9 protein-coding genes are annotated in these 20,745 nt (G+C 43.8%); all 9 read right to left on the bottom strand.

What is annotated here, in order from left to right:
- Positions 1-175: 175 nt before the first annotated feature.
- Entirely contained in the window at positions 176-1,255 is a 1,080-nt protein-coding gene (glpX, locus tag ACFQ3J_RS03990) for a class II fructose-bisphosphatase (protein WP_251581283.1), read from the bottom strand.
- A 134-nt stretch (positions 1,256-1,389) separates the two neighbouring features.
- A complete protein-coding gene (locus tag ACFQ3J_RS03985; RefSeq protein WP_091157391.1) occupies positions 1,390-1,719 on the bottom strand; it encodes a YnfA family protein in 330 nt (109 codons plus the stop codon).
- 139 nt (positions 1,720-1,858) lie between these two features.
- Positions 1,859-2,941 (bottom strand): ABC transporter substrate-binding protein, encoded by a 1,083-nt coding sequence (locus tag ACFQ3J_RS03980; RefSeq protein WP_379292282.1) that lies wholly within the window; start codon positions 2,939-2,941, stop codon positions 1,859-1,861.
- A gap of 24 nt (positions 2,942-2,965) precedes the next feature.
- Entirely contained in the window at positions 2,966-3,469 is a 504-nt protein-coding gene (locus tag ACFQ3J_RS03975) for a nucleoside deaminase (protein ID WP_091157396.1), read from the bottom strand.
- Between the two features lie 357 nt (positions 3,470-3,826).
- Complete coding sequence (locus tag ACFQ3J_RS03970; protein ID WP_091157398.1) at positions 3,827-4,522, bottom strand: thioesterase II family protein; 696 nt, start codon at positions 4,520-4,522, stop codon at positions 3,827-3,829.
- Between the two features lie 12 nt (positions 4,523-4,534).
- Positions 4,535-5,782 carry an MFS transporter gene (locus ACFQ3J_RS03965; protein WP_091157401.1) on the bottom strand — a complete coding sequence of 416 codons (1,248 nt, stop codon included), beginning with the start codon at positions 5,780-5,782 and terminating at the stop codon, positions 4,535-4,537.
- A 61-nt stretch (positions 5,783-5,843) separates the two neighbouring features.
- Entirely contained in the window at positions 5,844-6,455 is a 612-nt protein-coding gene (locus tag ACFQ3J_RS03960; RefSeq protein ID WP_251581677.1) for a TetR/AcrR family transcriptional regulator, read from the bottom strand.
- Positions 6,456-6,599: 144 nt separating this feature from the next.
- Entirely contained in the window at positions 6,600-6,749 is a 150-nt protein-coding gene (locus ACFQ3J_RS03955; RefSeq protein ID WP_170862422.1) for a hypothetical protein, read from the bottom strand.
- Between the two features lie 27 nt (positions 6,750-6,776).
- Entirely contained in the window at positions 6,777-20,744 is a 13,968-nt protein-coding gene (locus tag ACFQ3J_RS03950) for a non-ribosomal peptide synthetase (RefSeq protein WP_251581281.1), read from the bottom strand.
- Position 20,745 lies beyond the last annotated feature (1 nt).

Below are 20,745 nucleotides of genomic sequence, written 5' to 3'. Positions count from 1 at the left end.
TATCTAATGTACGCGCGTACATTTTCTCATGGCGGGCATAGAATGTCAATTGGTCTAATGCATTTTTTACAAAGAATACGCCCATGATCTTCTAATTAGGATGAAGGAATTCTTCATCAAACTGTGTAGAAGTTCATGGGCGTATAAACGGTTAAAGGTTTATACGCTGTTCATATCAGCCCTGCTTCAACGCTTCTATTACTGAGCCAGCAGCATGCTCCTCTTTGTTCGCTTTTGCCTGCTTCTTAAGCGTGCTGCCAGGTGCAGATTCTAAGGACTGGGCCTGCCTGACTTTATGCAGCACCTCTTTGCCCGGAAGAAAATGCTGTGTTCTTATGTAGCGGATCGTTCGGGTCTTGGCTCTCATAACAATAGAATGCGTCTCGGCTCTGTCATCAGCAAGATATCGGACTCCACCAAGAATTTCACCTGGCGTGACTCCCGTGGCTGCAAAAATAACATCGTCCTTACCGATCATATCCTCCATTGTCAGCACTCTATATGGCTCTGTAATTCCCATCTTCAGACAGCGCTGATATTCATCTGCATTCGCAGGCATTAATCTGCCCTGGATTTCTCCACCAAGGCAAGACAGCGCTGCAGCAGCCAGTACTCCCTCTGGTGCTCCTCCTGAGCCTACGTAGATATCAATGCCCGCTTCCGGGAATGCCGGCGCCATCGCTCCTGCCACATCTCCATCACTCAGGAATTTGATTCGAACGCCCACTTTACGCAGCATCTTAATGATGCTCTCATGGCGATCACGGTCTAGAATCATAACGGTTAGATCAGAGATGTTCTTGTTTAACTCAGTAGCCGCTTTTCGCAAGGTGACATCAATCGGATCTTCAATACTTACTTTACCGACCAGCGCTGGTCCGACCGCAAGCTTCTCCATGTACATGTCTGGAGCATGAAGCAGATTCCCTTTGCCTGCAACGGCGATAACAGACAGTGCATTATTCAGTCCCTTGGCTACAATCTCGGTTCCTTCCAGCGGGTCCACAGCAACATCCACTTCCGGCCCCTCACTGTTCCCTACTTCTTCTCCGATATACAGCATTGGAGCCTCATCCATCTCCCCTTCGCCAATGACTACCGTTCCCTTAATGGATACAGAATCAAACATGGCGCGCATCGCCAGAGTTGCGGCCTCATCCGCACTATTCTTATCCCCCCTGCCCATCCAAGGAGCTGATGCCAATGCAGCTAGTTCTGTTACCCTGACTATCTCAAGCGCCAATTCACGTTCCACCTTGCTTCCACACCCTTTCTCCCGTTTGAGTCTTATCATAATAGAAGCAGAAGCATAAATCTACCAATTCATCCCTTATTTTATAATGAAATAGACGACTTTGAATGAATATTCCCTTTACTTTAGTGATGAATTCAACTGTTTCTTGGCCCCCATAGAATAATTGCAACCCCTGCAAGACAAATGAACGAGCCTAGCCAATCATAGAAGTCCGGTGTTTTCTTATCGACCCCCCAGCCCCACAATATTGCCATGATGACGAAGACACCTCCATATGCCGCATACACTCTACCAAACGTGGGAAATTGCTGCAGCGTAGGAATGATGCCGTAGATTACTAGAATTAAACTTCCTGCAATTCCATAAATATAATGTCTTCCCTCTCTAAGCCACAGCCACACTAAATATCCGCCGCCAATTTCAGCAAGTCCGGCGAGAATGAACAATATGATAGATACACCCATTGAGATTCTCTACTCCTTCTAAAATGAAATCATTCGATCATACCACACATTAAAAAAAAGGCACAGAGCCTCATTCAATAATGAATGTACTCCGTACCTTGGTCTATCATTTTATTATCGTTATGGAATCCATTTCCACTTATTTGGCAGGCAAATATTCTGTAGTGAATACTTCGCTTACATCGAGGTCTTTCGTAAGCAAGCCGATCTCCAGCAGCTGATCCTTCAGCTCATTCCAGCGAGCCTCGGTCATATAGCCCATGCCATTCTCTTCCGCGTCGTAACCAAATACAAATTCTCTTTGTTGTTCTTCTCCAAAGGCAATCTCATCTTCTGCCAAATTGGTGTTAATCTCAAGGATCTTCTTATTAATCTGTTCAAAATTCTCTTTATAATCATACCAGCCTTCTACTGTACCGTTAACGAACGCTTTGACTGTCTCCGGGTTCTCCTCTAAATATTTCTCAGTGGTGTAAACAACGGCGGCATACGGTTCATATCCGGAATCGGCAATCAGCTTCGTTCCTACCTCAATGCCTTGCTTCTCCACAACATACGGCTCACCATTAACGAAGGACTGGCTTGCAGACTGAGGGTCTTCAATAAAGTTACCATGCTGGCCTGTATATGCTACTTCCTTAACCGTATCCAGACTGTATTTATGCTTCAAGAATTCCCAGTAGGGCTGGCCTTGCTGAATAAATACGGTTCTGCCATTCAGATCGTCAAAGTCCTCGATACCAGACTCCTCATGGAACATAAGAGCCTGCGGACTAATCTGAAACGTCGTTGCCAAGGCGACAATTGGAATTCCTTCCTCGCGTGCTAGCAGAATCTGATCCGCATGTGCAACTCCGAACTCCGCTTTTCCGGAAGCAACAATCTGAATGGAGGAGACCTGTGGTCCTCCTGGCTCAATCGTTACGTCCAGATTCTTCCCTTCATAAATCCCGTTCTCTTCGGCTGCATAGAACCCGCCATGCTCCGTCTTGGCGAACCAGTTAAGAACGACCTTAACAGGAGTTGTTTCTTGTGCACTTCCCGAAGCACTGGTATTATCCGTTCCTGCTTCTCCGCCGCCACATGCTGTTAAGGTTAAGGACACAGCGAGGAGCAAGGCGCTCATCTTCGATCTTTTGTTATTCCATTTTACCGACTTCTTCCACATACCCTTCACGCTCCGCTCATCATTTTTAGTAATGGATATCGTACGATTACACAAGTGATGTTCTTCTTGATTTTATAGCTATTCGGCGGGGCTCCAGTAACCTTCATGAACAGCAACAATCTCACTTGCCAGCTCAGGGAATGGCCCGATGACCTCAATTTCTTTTTGTCCTTTGGCAAAAATCTCGCGGCATGGCATGTCAAACGTCGGATTCTGAGGATCATTACCTGTCAGGGCCAACAGCTCCTTCTCCGAGATACCATATACGACACGCCCGATATTTCCCCAATACATCGCACCTGAGCACATGGCACAGGGCTCTGCTGTCGTATATAATGTACACTCCCATAAGAATGCAGGATCATATGTATGTGATGCTTTCTCCATCAACGCAGTTTCGGCATGACCGGTACAGCGATGCTCTGTAATCTCGACATTTCCCTGCTCCAGCAGGATGTGGCCTTCTTTATCCACGAGCACCGCGCCAAAGGGTGTATTCCCACTCTCTCTGGCCATGCGTGATACTTCTATACAACGCTTCAAAAATACAACATGATTGAGCTCCACTGCCTGACTCCCCATTTTCTTCTCCCCTTCACCTCTCTGAATATGACTTGATATTAGATGAACGCACTCTATGCGTCAATTAATCTTACACAGTTTTATCATACTGAATAATATAAGTCGATATTTTTGTGAAAAAGCACATATCTTCAAACTTTTTCGCTAGAAAATTAAGATTATTCATGATTTCCACAAAGAGTTTTTTACATTCCATGTTATATCTATGTTCGTTTAATGGATAAATAAATATATATTTCAGCTCAGCTTTAGTTTCTATGTTAATTCAATCTTCTTGTCACACAAAAAAGCTGCCGTTACATCGGCAGCTCGCAATCCGTGTTTGTTTTCAGCTGTGATATCCTACATGGATCATTTTTATATCAGCACCCTTTTTATTTGTTCCGCTATGACTTCATAATGCTTATGAATAAAGAAATGGTCTCCCTCATAAACGGAGAGCTGACAAGCTCCAAATGTTGTCTCTTTCCAGGCTTCCATTTGGTCTACAGCAATGACATCCTGATTCCCGGCAAGCACGGTGATATCCGTATGAAGCAGGTCTCTGGTTTTCCATTCATAATTCTCTACGAGCCTCATATCCGCCCTAATCAATGGCAAGAACAAATCTAACAACTCTTGATTCTCAAGCACTTCTTCTGACATGCCACCAAGCTTTATCATTTCTTCAAGAAACGTGCGGTCTGATAATTCGGAAATCCGCTTTAACTTTTCATTCAAGTGTGGAGCCCTGCGAGCACCTACAAATAAGTGTTTAAGCTCACGATCATGCTTCTCTCTAATATAATGAGCGAGTTCATAGGCTATTAAGCTCCCCATACTATATCCGAAAAAGGCAAAGGGCTCACTAATCAGATGTACCGGAATGGATAAGTAGGCATCTTCCACTGCCTCATCTATGCTGTTATAAAACGGCTCATTCATTCTTCGTCCTCGGCCCGCCAGCTCAATTGGATGGACCTCAATGAACTCGGACAGCTGATTACGCCAGCGAAAGTACATCATTGATGACCCTCCGGCATAGGGAAAACAGAACAAGTGAATCTTTTTCATTAGCTGCCTCCTCTAATCCAAAGCCCGACTAAGCTCTTGATCAGCTGGCACGGATGCCTCTACGGTGTCATTTTTGCTGTCAAACTTAATCTTGATTCCTGGAATTAAGCCAACAGTAAGCACAAGAACAGACAGGACATATGCTGTAAATAATGAAGTATTGCTCATTACGACACCAGCAAAGGAAGATCCGATGAGCATTGCGCCCATAAACATAGGCGTTATGGTACCATTAACGCGTCCAATCATTTGTTCATCAATTTTGGTAACAAGAAATGTGGAGATGATCACATTTACAAAAGCTAGACATAGAGAGCTTAAAAAGCTGATGACTAATGTAAGCCATAGCCAACCTGACATGACTTCTCCAAGAGTTGTAACCGCGAGAAAGATAACTCCTAATACAAGTGTACGGTTTTGATCCAGCTTGCTGCTTAATGCTGCTGCAACTCCCCCACCTATAAGCAAACCTAATCCCGAAGCTCCCGTTAAATATTGAACCGAGGTTTGATCAAGACCAAGTCGCTCCGTAATCAGAAAAATTTCTAGTGGACTGATTAGACCCGAAGACAATCCCAAAATAATAAATAACAGGGTTAAGAACTTTAAAGAGCTGGACTCCAGAACATACTTCCAGCCTTCTTTCATCTCGCCAAAAAGTGAGGTTGTGGCAGCAGGACTTGGTTCATCTTTTGGCAGAAGCGTTAATATTAGAGCCGAAGCAACGAACAATACAAGAAGTGAATACATCGAAGCTTGAATTCCCAATGTACTATAAATAAAAGTGCCTACGATGGGACCGAGAATAAGAAATAACGACTGAGAGCTCTGTGTAATCGCAATAGCGGACTGGACATGCTCCTCTTCAACATTTCGTTTAACGATTTTAACAGAGGATGGCTGGGAAAACTGACTAACGATGGACGATACAAAGGTGGCAGCATACAGCACCTGCCAATATCCTGATGCCATCACTGCAATAATGAGCACAATGGACAGCGAACTTAGAATGTCACCCATAATCATGGTCCGTTTTGGATTCCAGCGGTCAGCAAGTGCGCCTCCAATAAAGGAAAAAACAAAGATTGGAACATATTCAAGCACTGTAATAAGTGAAACTGCAATCGGGTTCCCTTGTGTCTGATCCATAATGAAGTAAAGAATCGCCATATTTCTAATCCAAATTGCTAAATTTTGAAGCAGATCAGATAGGGTAATAACAAGGAAAGCCCTGTTTTTAAACAAAGTATTCATAGCCATCTCCTTTTTAAACCGACTATTCGGTCTATTAATTTATAAAAGAAAAACTGATAAGTTGATATCAGTCTTTCATTGTTTTACTTGTGTGTTGAATACCCATCAGCAAGCTTGCGATTCCTGATTTATACAATCTGCGAATTTCTGTTAAGTCTTTCTCATAGTAGAGCGTACCTAACCCATTAAATAATCCATTAATAATATGCATTAAATCTTGTGGGTCACTAGGCTTCAATTCCTCGCGTTCAATGCCTTGAATGATGATTCGCTCATAGGTTACATACGGGATACGTATAAGTGACAGCATTTCATCCAGCATTTCTTGACTGACGACTTGACCTGAAACAAACTCGTTAATTGCATGATTAAGTGGATTAGCCAAATCATCTACATAATGGTCGGCAAGACCGTATAACTTCTCGACTGTTGTTTCGTACTGTGATTCCTTCTCTAGCCAAGAATCCATCCACTCTTGATTATTCAGCTTGATCAAGAACATGAAGAGCTCCTCTTTGCTCTTGAAGTGATAATAAATACTGCCTTTGCTTCGATTGTTAACCGTGCAGATCTCTTCCATCGAAGTTGCGTTATATCCTTTTTGTGCAAAGAGTTCCTTTGTATTTCGAGCGATGTCCTTTTTAATCTGAGCTACATCTTTTCTGCGTTTAACTTCGATCGGTAACCCCTCCAGAAAACTGACTGGTCAGTCTATTAGTATTATAGCCATAAAACGATTATTTTCAATATGTACCCTCTTACATATCACCATATTTGCTGGTGATTTGCAAGAGGGTATTGGATATTTTAAAGTTAACAATAATTATTTGTCCTCTTTTTCATTCTTGAATGCTTCATTAATTTCGTTAACAATGGTCTCCGGCAGTTTCTCCACTTCACGAGCTGCCTCGTTCACTTCCTCAGGTACATCCTCATTCTTAATGACACCGAATTTGAAAAATTTGTTTGCCATTTTTCTCCTCCTCTAATCATCTTTTTGTTAGTGTATCACAGCTTTTGTTGAGATGTTAGTATGTTCCAGCTGATTTATTATCGTATCCGGATCATACGCAATTTGTTTCAACAAATCCATATAATGCTTGGTGAACTTATTCATAAATTGTTTTTCGAAAATAGCTGTTCGATAATCAAACTGGATCATATACATCTCTTCAAGCTCCTGAGCAGTTACATATATATCATATTCGCAATAATCGTACTCGCAAGGATATGAAGAAATACAATAATCCCTTTCCTTACTTTCTAATGCGGACAGCATAAAGTTATTAAGATTAAACATGGTGTTAAATAACGGGTTCTCTCCTGGAGATAGCGGTATATCCAAATCCTCTAGCATCTTCTCATACGGATAATGCTGATGCTGTAAAGCAAGATTCATCATCTCTTGGACCTTTTGGAACATGTCTGTCATCGGATCTTCTGTATTAACTCGATATCTCAGCGGGATGGAATTAATGAACAATCCTACGATTTCCTGTACTTCAGCACGTTCACGACCAAATGCGTAGGTTCCAACAATGAGATCCTTCTCATTCGTTAACTGGCTTAACAAAATAAGATAGGTTGAATAGAAGATCGTATAATCCGTTACCTCTATATTCATCGAGTTCTTCATTTGTTCTATTAGAGCCTTGGAAATTTCTATTCTGATATGGCTGCCATTATGATCAGATGCCCTCGTTCCCTCAAGCTGTAATGGAGATAGCTGAACAGGTCGATAACCGGCAAGATAACTCTTCCAGAAATCCGAAGCGGCTGTGAAATAACCCTGCTCTAGCTTCGTATGTTGCCATTCAGAGTAATCTTTATACTGCAATTCAAGAGATTTCAACTCTGAACCGTCATAGAGTTTAAATAATTCATCCAAAATAATCCCGAGTGAAGTTCCATCAGAGATGGCATGATGCATATCTAGTAATAGAATGTGCTCGTCCCGATCAAGCTTAAGAATCTTTGCTCTTAACAACGAAGCGGAATCTAAAGCAAATGGCTGGATGAATCTCTTAATGACTTGACTTAACTCGCTATAGGAGCCTAGCGGTTCTATCTCAAGCTGAAATCTTACTCGGGACCTAATGCGTTGAACCACATGATCTCCCTGAAGCTCAAATGATGTTCTAAGGGCTTCATGACGTAATATCAGTTTCTGAAAGCTGAGCTCGAGTCTATTCAGATTAAGCTCTCCTTGGATCAGATATGCCGTCGGCATGTTCCAGTCCGTATTCCCTAAGCTGGACAAATATCCATAAGATTGATACGGGGTTGCCCTGTAAACCTCTTGTATAGGGGCTCTCTTGATCGATTCGTAGTTCTCAGAACTTTGCACAGACCGTGTTGCTAAATACTCGGCAAGCAGCTTAATGGATGGATAATCAAATATCGTTTGTAATTCAATTGGCAGATTTATTTCCTTCTGTATTCGAGCAACCAACATCATCGCTTTAAGGGAATGGCCACCTGCTTCAAAGAAATGATCCTCTATCCCGATCTCATCAATACCCAGAACATCACACCAAATCTTATGGAGGTTAGCTTCCAGTGCATTCGTTGGTCTCTCACCATTCATACTATTCACTGGACTTGGCAATGCATGCCGGTCTACTTTGCCATTAGCTGTCAGTGGCAGCTTGTCCAGGAGGGCAATCGATGTCGGAATCATGTATTCTGGAAGCTCTTCTCTTAAGCAATCCCTGATGTACCGATGCATCTTGTCGTGTTCTACACCTTCATCAGGAACTAGAAATGCTGCCAAGAATGAATGACCCTGTTCATCTCTTCCTGCTGTTACGACCGCCTCTTTTATCTCCGGAAGTTCAAGCAGCTTGTTCTCTACTTCTGTCAGTTCTATTCGGTTGCCTCGGATCTTGACCTGCCGGTCCAGCCGGTCCATGAACTCCAGATTTCCGTCCGGCAGCCACCTTACCAGGTCCCCTGTCCGATACAACCTCTCTCCCTGCTCAAATGGATTTGAAATGAACCGTTCCTTCGTCAGCTCTGGCTGCTTCAAGTACTCTCTGGCTAGTCCGTCTCCGCCAATATACAGCTCCCCTGGCAGTCCTACAGGCTGCCGCTGACCCCAGCGGTTTAACACGTACACCTTCGTATTGTGAATCGGTTTACCGATGGGAACACTGCTGTGCGCTCGGACATGCTCATCCACCGTATAGGTTGCTGCAAATACCGTCGTCTCGGTCGGACCATATCCATTAGCGATCCGATTAGGACCTACATAATCAAGCGCCTTAATGACATGCTTCTTCGAGCCTGCTTCGCCTCCAAAAAAGAGCTTTCTTACATGCTTCAGGCTCGTGACATCATAATCAACCAGTGTGTTAAACAAGGCTGCTGTCATAAATGCAGACGTTATACCATACCGCTTCATTACTTGAGACAACTCTGCTGCATCCAGCACGTGCTTCTTCTCGATCAAATATAGTGTTGCTCCATTCAGCAAAGCACTGAATATCTCATAGGTTGATCCATCAAAGGCATAGTTTGACAGCTGCAGCATTCGATCCTCTGGCTGGACATCCATGAATCCGTTATTCACACTGGTCTTCACCACGTTCCGATGTGTGGTCACCACCCCTTTGGGCCTGCCCGTCGAACCGGACGTATACATGACATAGGCTGCGGACTCCGGGGATAGGGACACTTGTCCATATTCACCTCCAGCCTCACTCCATTCTAGCCCTTCACTGCTCCCGTCGATCTCCGAAAGCCACAGCACCGCTCCGTCGTAACCATCGACTCGCATTCCTGCCTCTGCAATGAGCAGCTTGGCTTCACTGTCTTTGAGCATGTAAGTCAGCCGATCGGACGGAAAGCTCGGATCTAGTGGCACATAGGCCGCGCCTGAGCCCAGGATACCCATAATAGAAACCATCATCTCAATGGAGCGGTCTGCCAGTAGCCCGATCCTATCTCCAGGACGTATCCCTTGCTCCTGCAGCACAGCAGATAAATGGGCTGCACGAGTGGCAAGTTCTCGATATGTGACCATCCTCTCTTCAAATACGATCGCAGGATGATCTGGACTCCGTTCAGCCTGCGCTTGAAACAACTCCATAATGGTGGATTCTCGTGGGTAATCTACAGTTGTACCCTCAAACGTGTTTATTTCCAGCTTCTCCTGCACAGTCAGCAGCTCAATGTCTTGAATAAGAAGCTCATTTCCAGCCACTAGCTGCTCTAATACATGTTCATAATGCCCCAGCATTCTCTCGATTGTCTTTGCTGAGAACAAATTAGCGTTGTATTCAATGGTTACGGCTAGTCCATCTTGTGTTTGTACTGCTCCCCATGTCATATCAAATTTGGGCTGTGTACTCACCGTCTCAAGTTGACTGATATGAAGTGATGTCGATTGTAAAGAATAGGTCTCCATATTCTGAAGTACAAACAAGGTATCAAATAGAGGCTGACTTGGATGAATCCGTGAAACTTTTAACTGATCCAATAGTTCTTCAAGAGGATAGGAGCCGTGATCAAATGCCGTTAATAGTTGATCCCTAACATGGCCAAGGTAATTTACTGCTGTAAGATTCCCGATCGGTTTTAGCCGAAGGGGTAAAGTATTCACAAACATGCCGACCATGCCCTGGGTAACGGAGAGCTGCCGCCCCGCCTCAGGCACGCCGATAATGACATCTTCTTCTTGCTTATACTTAGATAACAAGATGGAATAGGCACCGAACAGTACTGTAAATAGAGTTGTCCGATGAGCGGAAGCTATGTCCTCAAGCTGTTGTGACAGACTAGTATCGATGTTGAGTCTTGAAATCGCTCCTACAGGGACCTTGGTACTCGCGTTGTTGAAGTCGTATGGGAGGCTTGATTGCGGCAGCTCCCCACTAAATTCCTTAAGCCAGTACTGTTCCTCTGCTTGGTATTGCTCGCTGCCTTTGTACTGCTGCTCCCACCAAGCGTAGTCCTTATACTGCAAGACTGGTTTTGGTTGAACCTCTTTTCCATCATATTGTTGAAACAACTCTGTAATAATGATACTCGTTGATATCCCATCTGAGATACTGTGGTGCATGTCTAGAACGAGCACGTGCCTTGTCTCTGAAATGGAGAGCAGCCCTGCCCTGAACAACGGTCCTGATGAAAGGTCAAATGGACGAATAAATGATTTTACATATTTTTCTATACTAGATTGAGTTAACGAATGATCTTCAACACCTTTTGTCCAGCTTTTTCGTTCGATACTAAAGTCTGCTTCCCGATTTGGATCAATGCTTTGTCTAAGTTCACCACCAATCATGACATATGAAGTTTGAAGCGCCTCATGTCGTTTCGTCACGATGGAGAGCGCCTCTTGCAGCTTGCCATAATCGAGGTACCCCTTAATTTCAAAAGCGAGTGGCATATTATAGCTGGTTCCCTCTTTGAGCAGCTGCTGGGTATAATAGAGCCTCCATTGAGAAGAAGATACTGGATAGGTCTCCTGTACAGGAGCTGCAATTATAGCAAGCCGTCCATTCATGTCCGATTTCTTGTCATGTACTATAAGGGCTTGCTCCTCAATAGTGTCATGTGTAAAAATCTCTTGCAGAGACAGCTTGACTTGCAGTTCTTGCTGTACTCTGCCGGATAGCATCATGGCTTTGAGTGAATGACCTCCAAGTTCAAAAAAATGATCTCTAATTCCAATATTTTCGACTTTGAGAATTTCAGTCCATATTTGTACTAAGATGCGCTCAGTTTCGTTTGATGCTGTAATCCGGGAATTGGTTTGATACGCGTAAGGCTTAGGAAGTGCAGCTCGATCTACTTTGCCATTAGCTGTCAGTGGCAGCTTGTCCAGGAGGGCAATCGATGTCGGAATCATGTATTCGGGAAGCTCTTCTCTTAAGTAATCCCTGATGTACCGATGCATCTTGTCGTGTTCTACACCCTCTTCAGGAACTAGAAATGCTGCCAAGAATGAATGACCCTGTTCATCTCTTCCTGCTGTTACGACCGCCTCTTTTATCTCCGGAAGTTCAAGCAGCTTGTTCTCTACTTCTGTCAGTTCTATTCGGTTGCCTCGGATCTTGACCTGCCGGTCCAGCCGGTCCATGAACTCCAGATTTCCGTCCGGCAGCCACCTTACCAGGTCCCCTGTCCGATACAACCTCTCTCCCTGCTCAAATGGATTTGAAATGAACCGTTCCTTCGTCAGCTCTGGCTGCTTCAAGTACTCTCTGGCTAGTCCGTCTCCGCCAATATACAGCTCCCCTGGCAGTCCTACAGGCTGCCGCTGACCCCAGCGGTTTAACACGTACACCTTCGTATTGTGAATCGGTTTACCGATAGGAACACTGCTGTGCGCTCGGACATCCTCATCCACCGTATAGGTTGCTGCAAATACCGTCGTCTCGGTCGGACCATATCCATTAGCGATCCGATTAGGACCCACATAATCAAGCGCCTTAATGACATGCTTTTTCGAGCCTGCTTCGCCTCCAAAAAAGAGCTTTCTTACATGCTTCAGGCTCGTGACATCATAATCAACCAGTGTGTTAAACAAGGCTGCTGTCATAAATGCAGACGTTATACCATACCGCTTCATTACTTGAGACAGCTCTGCTGCATCCAGCACATGCTTCTTCTCAATCAAATATAGCGTTGCTCCATTCAGCAAAGTACCGAATATTTCATAGGTTGATCCATCAAAAGCATAGTTTGACAGCTGCAGCATCCGGTCCTCTGGCTGGACATCCATGAATCCGTTATTTACACTGGTCTTCACCACGTTCCGATGTGTGGTCACCACCCCTTTGGGCTTGCCCGTCGAACCGGACGTATACATGACATAGGCAGCAGACTCCGGGGATAGGGACACTTGTCCATACTCATCTCCAGCCTGACTCCATTCTATGCCTTGACTGCTCCAGTCGATCTCCGAAAGCCACAGCACCGCTCCGTCGTATCCATCCACTCGCATTCCTGCCTCTGCAATAAGGAGCTTGGCTTCACTGTCTTCGAGCATGTAAGTCAGCCGCTCGGACGGAAAGCTCGGATCTAGTGGCACATAGGCTGCACCTAAGCCCAGGATACCCATAATAGAAACCATCATCTTAATGGAGCGGTCTGCCAGTAGCCCGATTCTATCTCCAGGCCGTATCCCTTGCTCCTGCAGCACAGCAGATAAATGGGCTGCACGAGTGGCAAGTTCTCGATATGTGACCATCCTGTCCTCAAATACAATCGCAGGGTGATCTGGGCTCCGTTCAGCCTGTGCTCTAAATAGCTCCATAATGGTGGAATTTCGCGGGTAATCTGCAGTTGTACCCTCAAACGTGCTTATTTCCTGCTTCTCTTCATCTGTTAACAATTCAATGTCTTTGATTCGCACCGGCACAGAATCAACGAGTTGTTCAAGGATATGTCTATAGTGAGAAGACAATCCTCTAATAAATGACGCTGAATAGATATCTTGATTATATTCAACCGTCATTAGAATGACGTCATCCTGTTCAGCACCAGCCCAGATCATATCAAACTTAGATTGACTAGACGGGACTTCTAATTGGTGTATATGAACATCCTCTATTAATAATTCTGCGGTGTTCATATTCTGCAGAACAAATAGAGTATCGAATAATGGACTTCTTCCAGAATCTCTAGTCACATCCAGCTCTTCTATCAATTCTTCTAACGGATAATCCGCATGCTTATAGGCCTCAAGCATCGTCTTCTTCAATTCATCAAGATACAGGTCAATGGATAAATCCGCTTTTGGTTCACTCTGTATCGCCAGTGTTTGGACAAACATACCGACGACAGGTTCCACTTCTGGAACATCTCTACCGGCAACAGGAATACCAACCACAATCTTTTCTTGCTCCGCATATTTGGATAAGAGAACATAATATCCAGCCATGAGAAGCATAAATAAAGTGATATCTTTTTCCTTGATCTTGTTCTTCATTTTGCTGACCAGCTCTGTATCTAAATAAAATGAATGCTTTGCCCCTCCCAAGCCCTGACTTAGATTTCGGCGTTCAGAGGTTGGCAAATTCAACTCGGGAACCTCATCCTTATACATATGAGTCCAGTATGTCTTAGCTGCGAGATACTTTTCACTCCTATGGTACTGCTCTTCCCAGACCGCATAGTCTTTATATTGAATAGTAAGTGGCGGAAGCTCCACTTCGCTGTATAACTTGAACAACTCATTTAGAATAATGGAAGTCGATACCCCATCTGAAATAATATGATGAATATCCATGAACAAAAGATGATGATCTAAAGTTTGCTCTCTAACGACAGCACGAATCAGGTAAGGCGACGACAGATCAAAGGGTTTAATCTGTGACGAAACCCATTGTTGGACTGCTTCATCATCTAACGGTGATCCTGTCTCCTCTTTCTTTATTTCCCACTGGACACTGCCCGGAGGCAGAATCTGTTGCTTAATCTCATCTCCCATGAGATGAAAAATCGTCCTTAAGGATTCATGACGCATGATCAACTGCTGAAATGCGCAGTTTAGTGCACGCAAGTCTAGCTTTCCCTCTAAACGAAGCAGCATGGGCATGTTATAGCTCGTTCCTGCATGCTCATACTGTGATGCAAGATAAATTCTTTTTTGTGCAGAGGATACAGGATAGAATTCCATCGCTTGCGCCTTCGGCAGGGTAAGCTTCACAGATGGAGTCTCCTGACGATGAATCAAGCTTGCTTGTTCTCTGATCGTCGGATATAAAAAAATATCCTGCAAATTAAGATTGATACCAAACTCATGTTGCACCTTCACGGATAGCTGCATTGCTTTTAATGAATGGCCTCCAAGATCAAAGAAATGTTCGAGCATACCCGGACCTTCAACACCGAGCACTTCGGACCAAAATTTTTGAAGCTGAACTTCAATGTTATTCTCAGGCTGTTCCTTATTCGTCATATGGGATAACAGAACCGGCTCAGGAAGCTTGGAACGATCTACCTTGCCGTTTGTTGTAAGTGGAATGGCCTCGATTATCATAAATGTAGAAGGTATCATATAGTCCGGAAGCCGCCTTTTTAACCACTCTCTCCATTCCGAATAGAGTATCCGCTCTGCTTCTTTATCTATGCTGGATTCATGACATACCACATAAGCACTCAAACTAACCGTCCCTTGGGTATCAGCAACTGGAACGACAACAGCCTGGTTAATCGCTGGATTAGAGATCAGCATGCTTTCAATTTCTCCTGTTTCCACTCGGTTACCCCGGACTTTCACCTGTCCATCCATCCGTCCCAGATACTCTAATTCTCCCTCACAAGACCATCTGACCAAATCTCCCGTTCGATACATCAGCTTGCCTTGTTCCTGCGGGTTCGGTATGAATCTTTCTGTTGTCATACTCGTATTGTTCAAGTAACCTGCGGCAACACCATCGCCTCCAATGAACAGCTCACCAGGCATTCCAACGGGCTGTTCATGACCCCAAGCATTCCGAACGTAGAGTGAAGTATTATGAATTGGCCTCCCAATCGGGACATTGCTCTTCTGCTTCAGATCATTTGTAATCGGATACGTCGTTGCAAATACGGTCGTTTCCGTAGGGCCATACGCGTTAAATATTCGGCCTTCGCCAAGATAATCAAGTGCTTTATCTACATGCTGAATAGATGCAGTTTCACCGCCAAAAAAGAGCTTGTTAACATGTTTGAAACAAGTCACATCATAGTCCACCATCATGTTAAACAAGGAGGTTGTCATAAAAGCCGAGGTAATGCGCTGCTCTTCCATTATTGATGCAAGAGTTGCTGCATTCAGCAATTCATCTTTTGTTATGATATGGAGCGAAGCCCCATTAAGGAGAGCACCAAAAATCTCATAGGTAGAGCCATCAAATGCATAATTGGATAGCTGCAGCATTCGATCTTCCTTGCCCAATTCGGCAAATCCATTATTGATGCTTATTTTGACCACATTCCGATGTGTTGTCAGAACCCCTTTCGGTTGCCCTGTTGATCCCGAAGTGTACATCACGTATGCGATATCTTCAGGTGCTATTGATCTTCTGTCCGTTGTTCTTGTTAATTCAGATGCGACCTTGCCTTGGCTTAATAGGTCACTATATGCAATATGTGTTATGCCTTCTTGATCATAAGCATTTCCACTTGTTGAGACGACAAATCTCGCTCCGCTGTCCTTTAATATATATTCGATTCGATGTTCAGGCAGCGCAGGATCAAGCGGAACATAAGCCGCTCCGGCTTTTAGAATGCCGACGATCGCAATAATCATCTCCATAGACCTGTCCGCTAGAAGACCAACTCTATCCCCTGGATTGACTCCCATTGAAATCAGAACTCTTGTGAAGTGTTCCGCAGCTTCATTCAGCTGATTGTACGTCATCACCTTGCTTCCGTGAATCAGAGCGGGTAACTCAGCTGATTCAACAGCCTGCTGCAAAAATAAGCAGGGTATAGAAGCCTCATGTGGATAATCGGCCTGCCTTCTGTTGTGGAGATTCAGCCATGTGTGCTCCTCTTCAGTCAGCATATTAATATCCATTAACAGCATATCAGGCGCATGGACCATTTGCTCCAGGATCGTCATAAAATGTCCGATCATTCGTTGGATCGTTTCTTCTTTATATAAAAAGGCTGCGTATTCTACGATAAAATCCAAACCATGCGAGGACTCTCGACAGCCCCATGTCATATCAAACTTTGCCTGACTCCAATCCCATTCAGCTGAACGGAATGCGACATGCTCAAGCTCAATAGGCGGTATATCCATGTTTTGTAATACAAATAACGTATCAAACAATGGATGTCGACTCATATCCCGGGAAAAATTTAAATCATTCAACAGATCCTCTAGTGGATAATCCCCATGGGCCTGCGCTTCCATGAATTGCTGCTTCACTTCCCGGATCCATTCGTGGACTCTAAGGCGACCTTTGGGCTGGGAACGTAAAGCGAGCGTGTTTACAAACATCCCGATCATCTGATGGGTATCCTCATGGGATCTTCCCGCTATCGGAGAGCCTACCACCACATCTTCCGTTCCGCTGTATCTGGATATGAGGATTTTGTATCCCGCAAGCAGCACCATATATAATGTTGCTTCATTTGCAGCAGCCACTTTTTTGAGTTGATCCAATAGATCTACTTCAATATGGAATGACAATGTTTTCCCTGCAGCACTTCTAACCGAAGGCCTTGCATAATCTGTACTTATCTCCCCTTCAGGCAGTGCTGCGGCGAACTGATCTCTCCAGTACTTTTGATTCTTTTCATAGCTTGAGCTGGATCGATACTCTTCTTCATACACTGCAAAATCCTTGTAATGTAGCTCTAAAACAGGTAAAGACTTCGATTGATATAAGCGCGCCAAATCCTGATAAATAATACCCGTTGATACGCCATCAGAAATAATATGGTGGGTATCCATAAACAATAAATGGTGCGTTTTATCCAAAGTAATGACCATAGCCCGAATAAGAGGACCATTCCCTAAATCGAACGGACGAATAAATGAATCCAAGGCTTGATTAATCCATTCTTTTTTGGCCGTACCGGAGGATTGATAAATTGCAAAGTCTTCGTCGTTAATCTCTAAGTAATCCATGGACCAATTAACATCCTTAGATGCGATGATCTTCTGCCTCAGTGTCTCACCAATCCATACAAAAGAAGTTCTTAACGATTCGTGCCGCTCTATCAATTTTCTAAGAGCCGACTCCATTCTATTTCTATTAAATTCACCCTCAATTTCCAGTATCATTGGCATGTTGTAATTCGTTTGACCCTTCTCCAATTGCTGCGCGATATATACTCTTTTCTGTGCTGAAGAAACAGGATATGTTTCCTGTACAGGCGCTCGTAATATCGGCATGTACTGACTTTCTTGAGACATTTGAATACATCTCGCCATATCCGTCAGAACCGGAGATTGGAACACGTTGTGTAATGAAAGTTTAACACCAAGCACCTTATGTATCTTTGCAGTAAGCATCATTGCCTTTAGCGAGTGTCCACCAAGTTCGAAGAAATGATCTAATGCGCTAATTTGTTGAATGCCCAAGACTTCTTTCCAAATATCGGCCAGAGCATCTTCCGTTGGACCCGACAATGGAACGGATGTGCTGGATGTGATGTTCGGTTCAGGCAGCCTGCTTCGATCGACTTTTCCATTTGAGTTCAAGGCAAAGGGCGACTCCATCCTATGGAATACAGCAGGCAGCATGTAGTCAGGAAGGCTTTTCTTTAATTCCTCTCTGCATTTTGCTATATCTAAGAAGTAATTATCTTGCACAGGAACAATATAAGCACATAAATATAAATGTCCCTGTTGATCATGAAATGCTTTGACTATTGCATCCTTGACCTCACTCAAATCCTTCAATTTGCTTTCAATTTCCCCTAATTCGATTCGATGTCCCCGAATTTTGACTTGATAATCTGCTCTGTCAAGGTATTCAATACTTCCATCTTCATTTCGTCTGACGATATCCCCAGTCTTATACAGCTTCTTACCAGCATAAAAAGGATGTTCAATGAAACGTTCTGAAGTCAGTGCGGGCCGGTTACGATAGCCTTTGGAAAGTCCATCACCGCCAATATATAGCTCCCCTGGTACGCCCACTGGCATCGGCTTCAGATCCCGATTTAATATAAAGGCTGTCGTGTTGTGGATAGGCTTCCCAATAGGAGTGCTCCCAGACTCCGTTATCGTGTGACAGGTAGCAAAGACTGTCGTTTCTGTAGGTCCATACATATGTAATAGTCGACCTGGACCCATAACTGTCAAGGCTGTGTTAATATGCCTCGCCGATGCCTTCTCTCCCCCGAATAAAATATGACATACCTCTGTCAATACGTCAGGGTTCCAATCCACCAATGTATTAAATAGAGCTGTTGTCATAAAAGCTACACTTATATCATATTTGCTGAATGCATTCCCTAGGGATTCAATATTGGAGGCTTCTTCTCTGCTAATCAGTACTAAAGCGGCACCATTCAGCAAGGCTCCATAAATATCAAATGTAGCTCCGTCAAACGCATAGTTTGAAATTTGCAATAGCCTGTCTGTTTTATCTATCTCGATATACCCGTTATTTATCATGGTTTTGATGACATTTCGGTGAGTAGCGGTCACCCCTTTGGGCTTACCCGTGGAGCCAGAAGTATAGATGACGTACGCATCATAATCCGGATCCAGGTTAACGGTCGACTCTACGGCATAACTCATATTTTCTGATAACTGTAGATCTGTTAAGGTCACAATCTCGCCTTTGAATTCCGGTAAATCCATATCTGTTAACAGCACAAGCTGCTGTACGTCTGCATCCTCCATCATATAGGATAAACGTTCAGACGGAAAAGTCGGATCAAGTGGAAGATAGGCCGCGCCTGTCTTCAATATAGCTAATATGGCAGTGATCATTTCACAAGAGCGCTGCGAGCATAGACCTACGATATCCCCTGGCTTAACTCCTTTATTTCTAAGTAGGTGTGACCATTTTTCTGAAATCTCGTTAAGCTCCCTATAGGTCCACTGCATGTTGCCCATAACGACCGCAGTCCTGTGTGGTTCTGCCGCAGCTTGCTGAGCAAAGAGATCAACTAGTGTTTGATCCATCGGATAATCTGCCTTTGTGTTATTCCAATAGGATAAGTGCTCTGTTTCTTGATAAGTCAGGACTGAAATGTCTTTCACCTTTATTTCAGGGTTTCCCGCGATTTGAGTACAAACCATTTTTAAGTGAGAGAACAGACGCTGAATAAAACGAATAGAGTACATATCCTCGTTATAATTCATCTTTATTCTGATTTCTGTACCCGGGCCAATAGAAATGTTCAGGTCATAATTTGTATGCTCATAAGCCTCAATGGAGCGGATCTTAAAGCCAAGACCAAGCTCTTCCGTATTGAACATACTGTCGTTAGCTGGGTAATTTTCATACACCAACAAATGATTGAATAGGGAACCCCCGCCCGCTTCCGCTTGGACATCGGCCAGTGATAGATAGCTATGTTCCTCCGCTAATACAGAGTTCTCATGAGTGGTTTTGACTAATTCTGCAAAAGTGGTTTCTGAACTCGATTGAATCCTGACAGGAGCGGCATTAATGAACAAGCCCATGATTTGATCAACATCAGGAATGGAGGTAGATCTTCCAGATACGATGGTTCCAAACACGACATCGTCAGAATCTGAATAATATTGAAGAACCACACCCCAAACCGCTTGAAATAGACTGCTCATCGTAACCTGATACTGACGAGATATGGCAGTAAGCTGATCGGTAAGTGATAATCCTAGATTAAACATGCTTTCTTGAATGTTCGAACGATCCTGGTTAGTAGGCGTTCTTTCTTGTGGAAATGAAGATTCCTCATAACCCGACAGATATTTATTCCAGTATGTTTTTGCCTGTGAAGCGTCCTTGGCTTCCAACCACTGAATATATCTCTTGTAAGGAATTACTCTGGAGAGCCTGACAGGCTCTCCAGAAATTTCTCCCCGATACAGTGCAAACCATTCTTGAAACAAAAGTCCGAGGCACCAGCCGTCTATCAAAATATGGTGATTACTCCATATCAATTCATAGGCATTTATATTGGTTTTGATCAACGTTAATCTCAGTAAGGGACCTTTGGATAGGTCAAATCCAATCCTTCTATCCTCAATTGCAAGCTGAGATACGTGATTATTTCGTTCCGTCTCATGTATATTCGTTAAATCCACAAGTCTGATTTTAATGTTCCTTTTCTTCAGCACTACTTGCCTTGGCTTATTGATTTTGTCATACACAAAGACAGTTCGAAGTATATCGTAACGATTTATGACTTTATTTAAGCTGTTTTCAAGCGCTTGTTCGTCTACATGCCCTTCCAACGAGAAGATCATCTGCTCGAAATACATATCTCCTTGATCATACAATGAATGAAACAGCAGGGATTCCTGCATTGGAGATAATGGATAAATATCTGCTATTTCTGTCTTGCTCATCATC

It is taken from the genome of Paenibacillus provencensis (assembly GCF_042678545.1).
Lineage (GTDB): Bacteria > Bacillota > Bacilli > Paenibacillales > Paenibacillaceae > Paenibacillus > Paenibacillus provencensis.
Note: the sequence above shows the minus strand (reverse complement) of the source record. Positions and strands in the feature narration are given on the sequence as shown.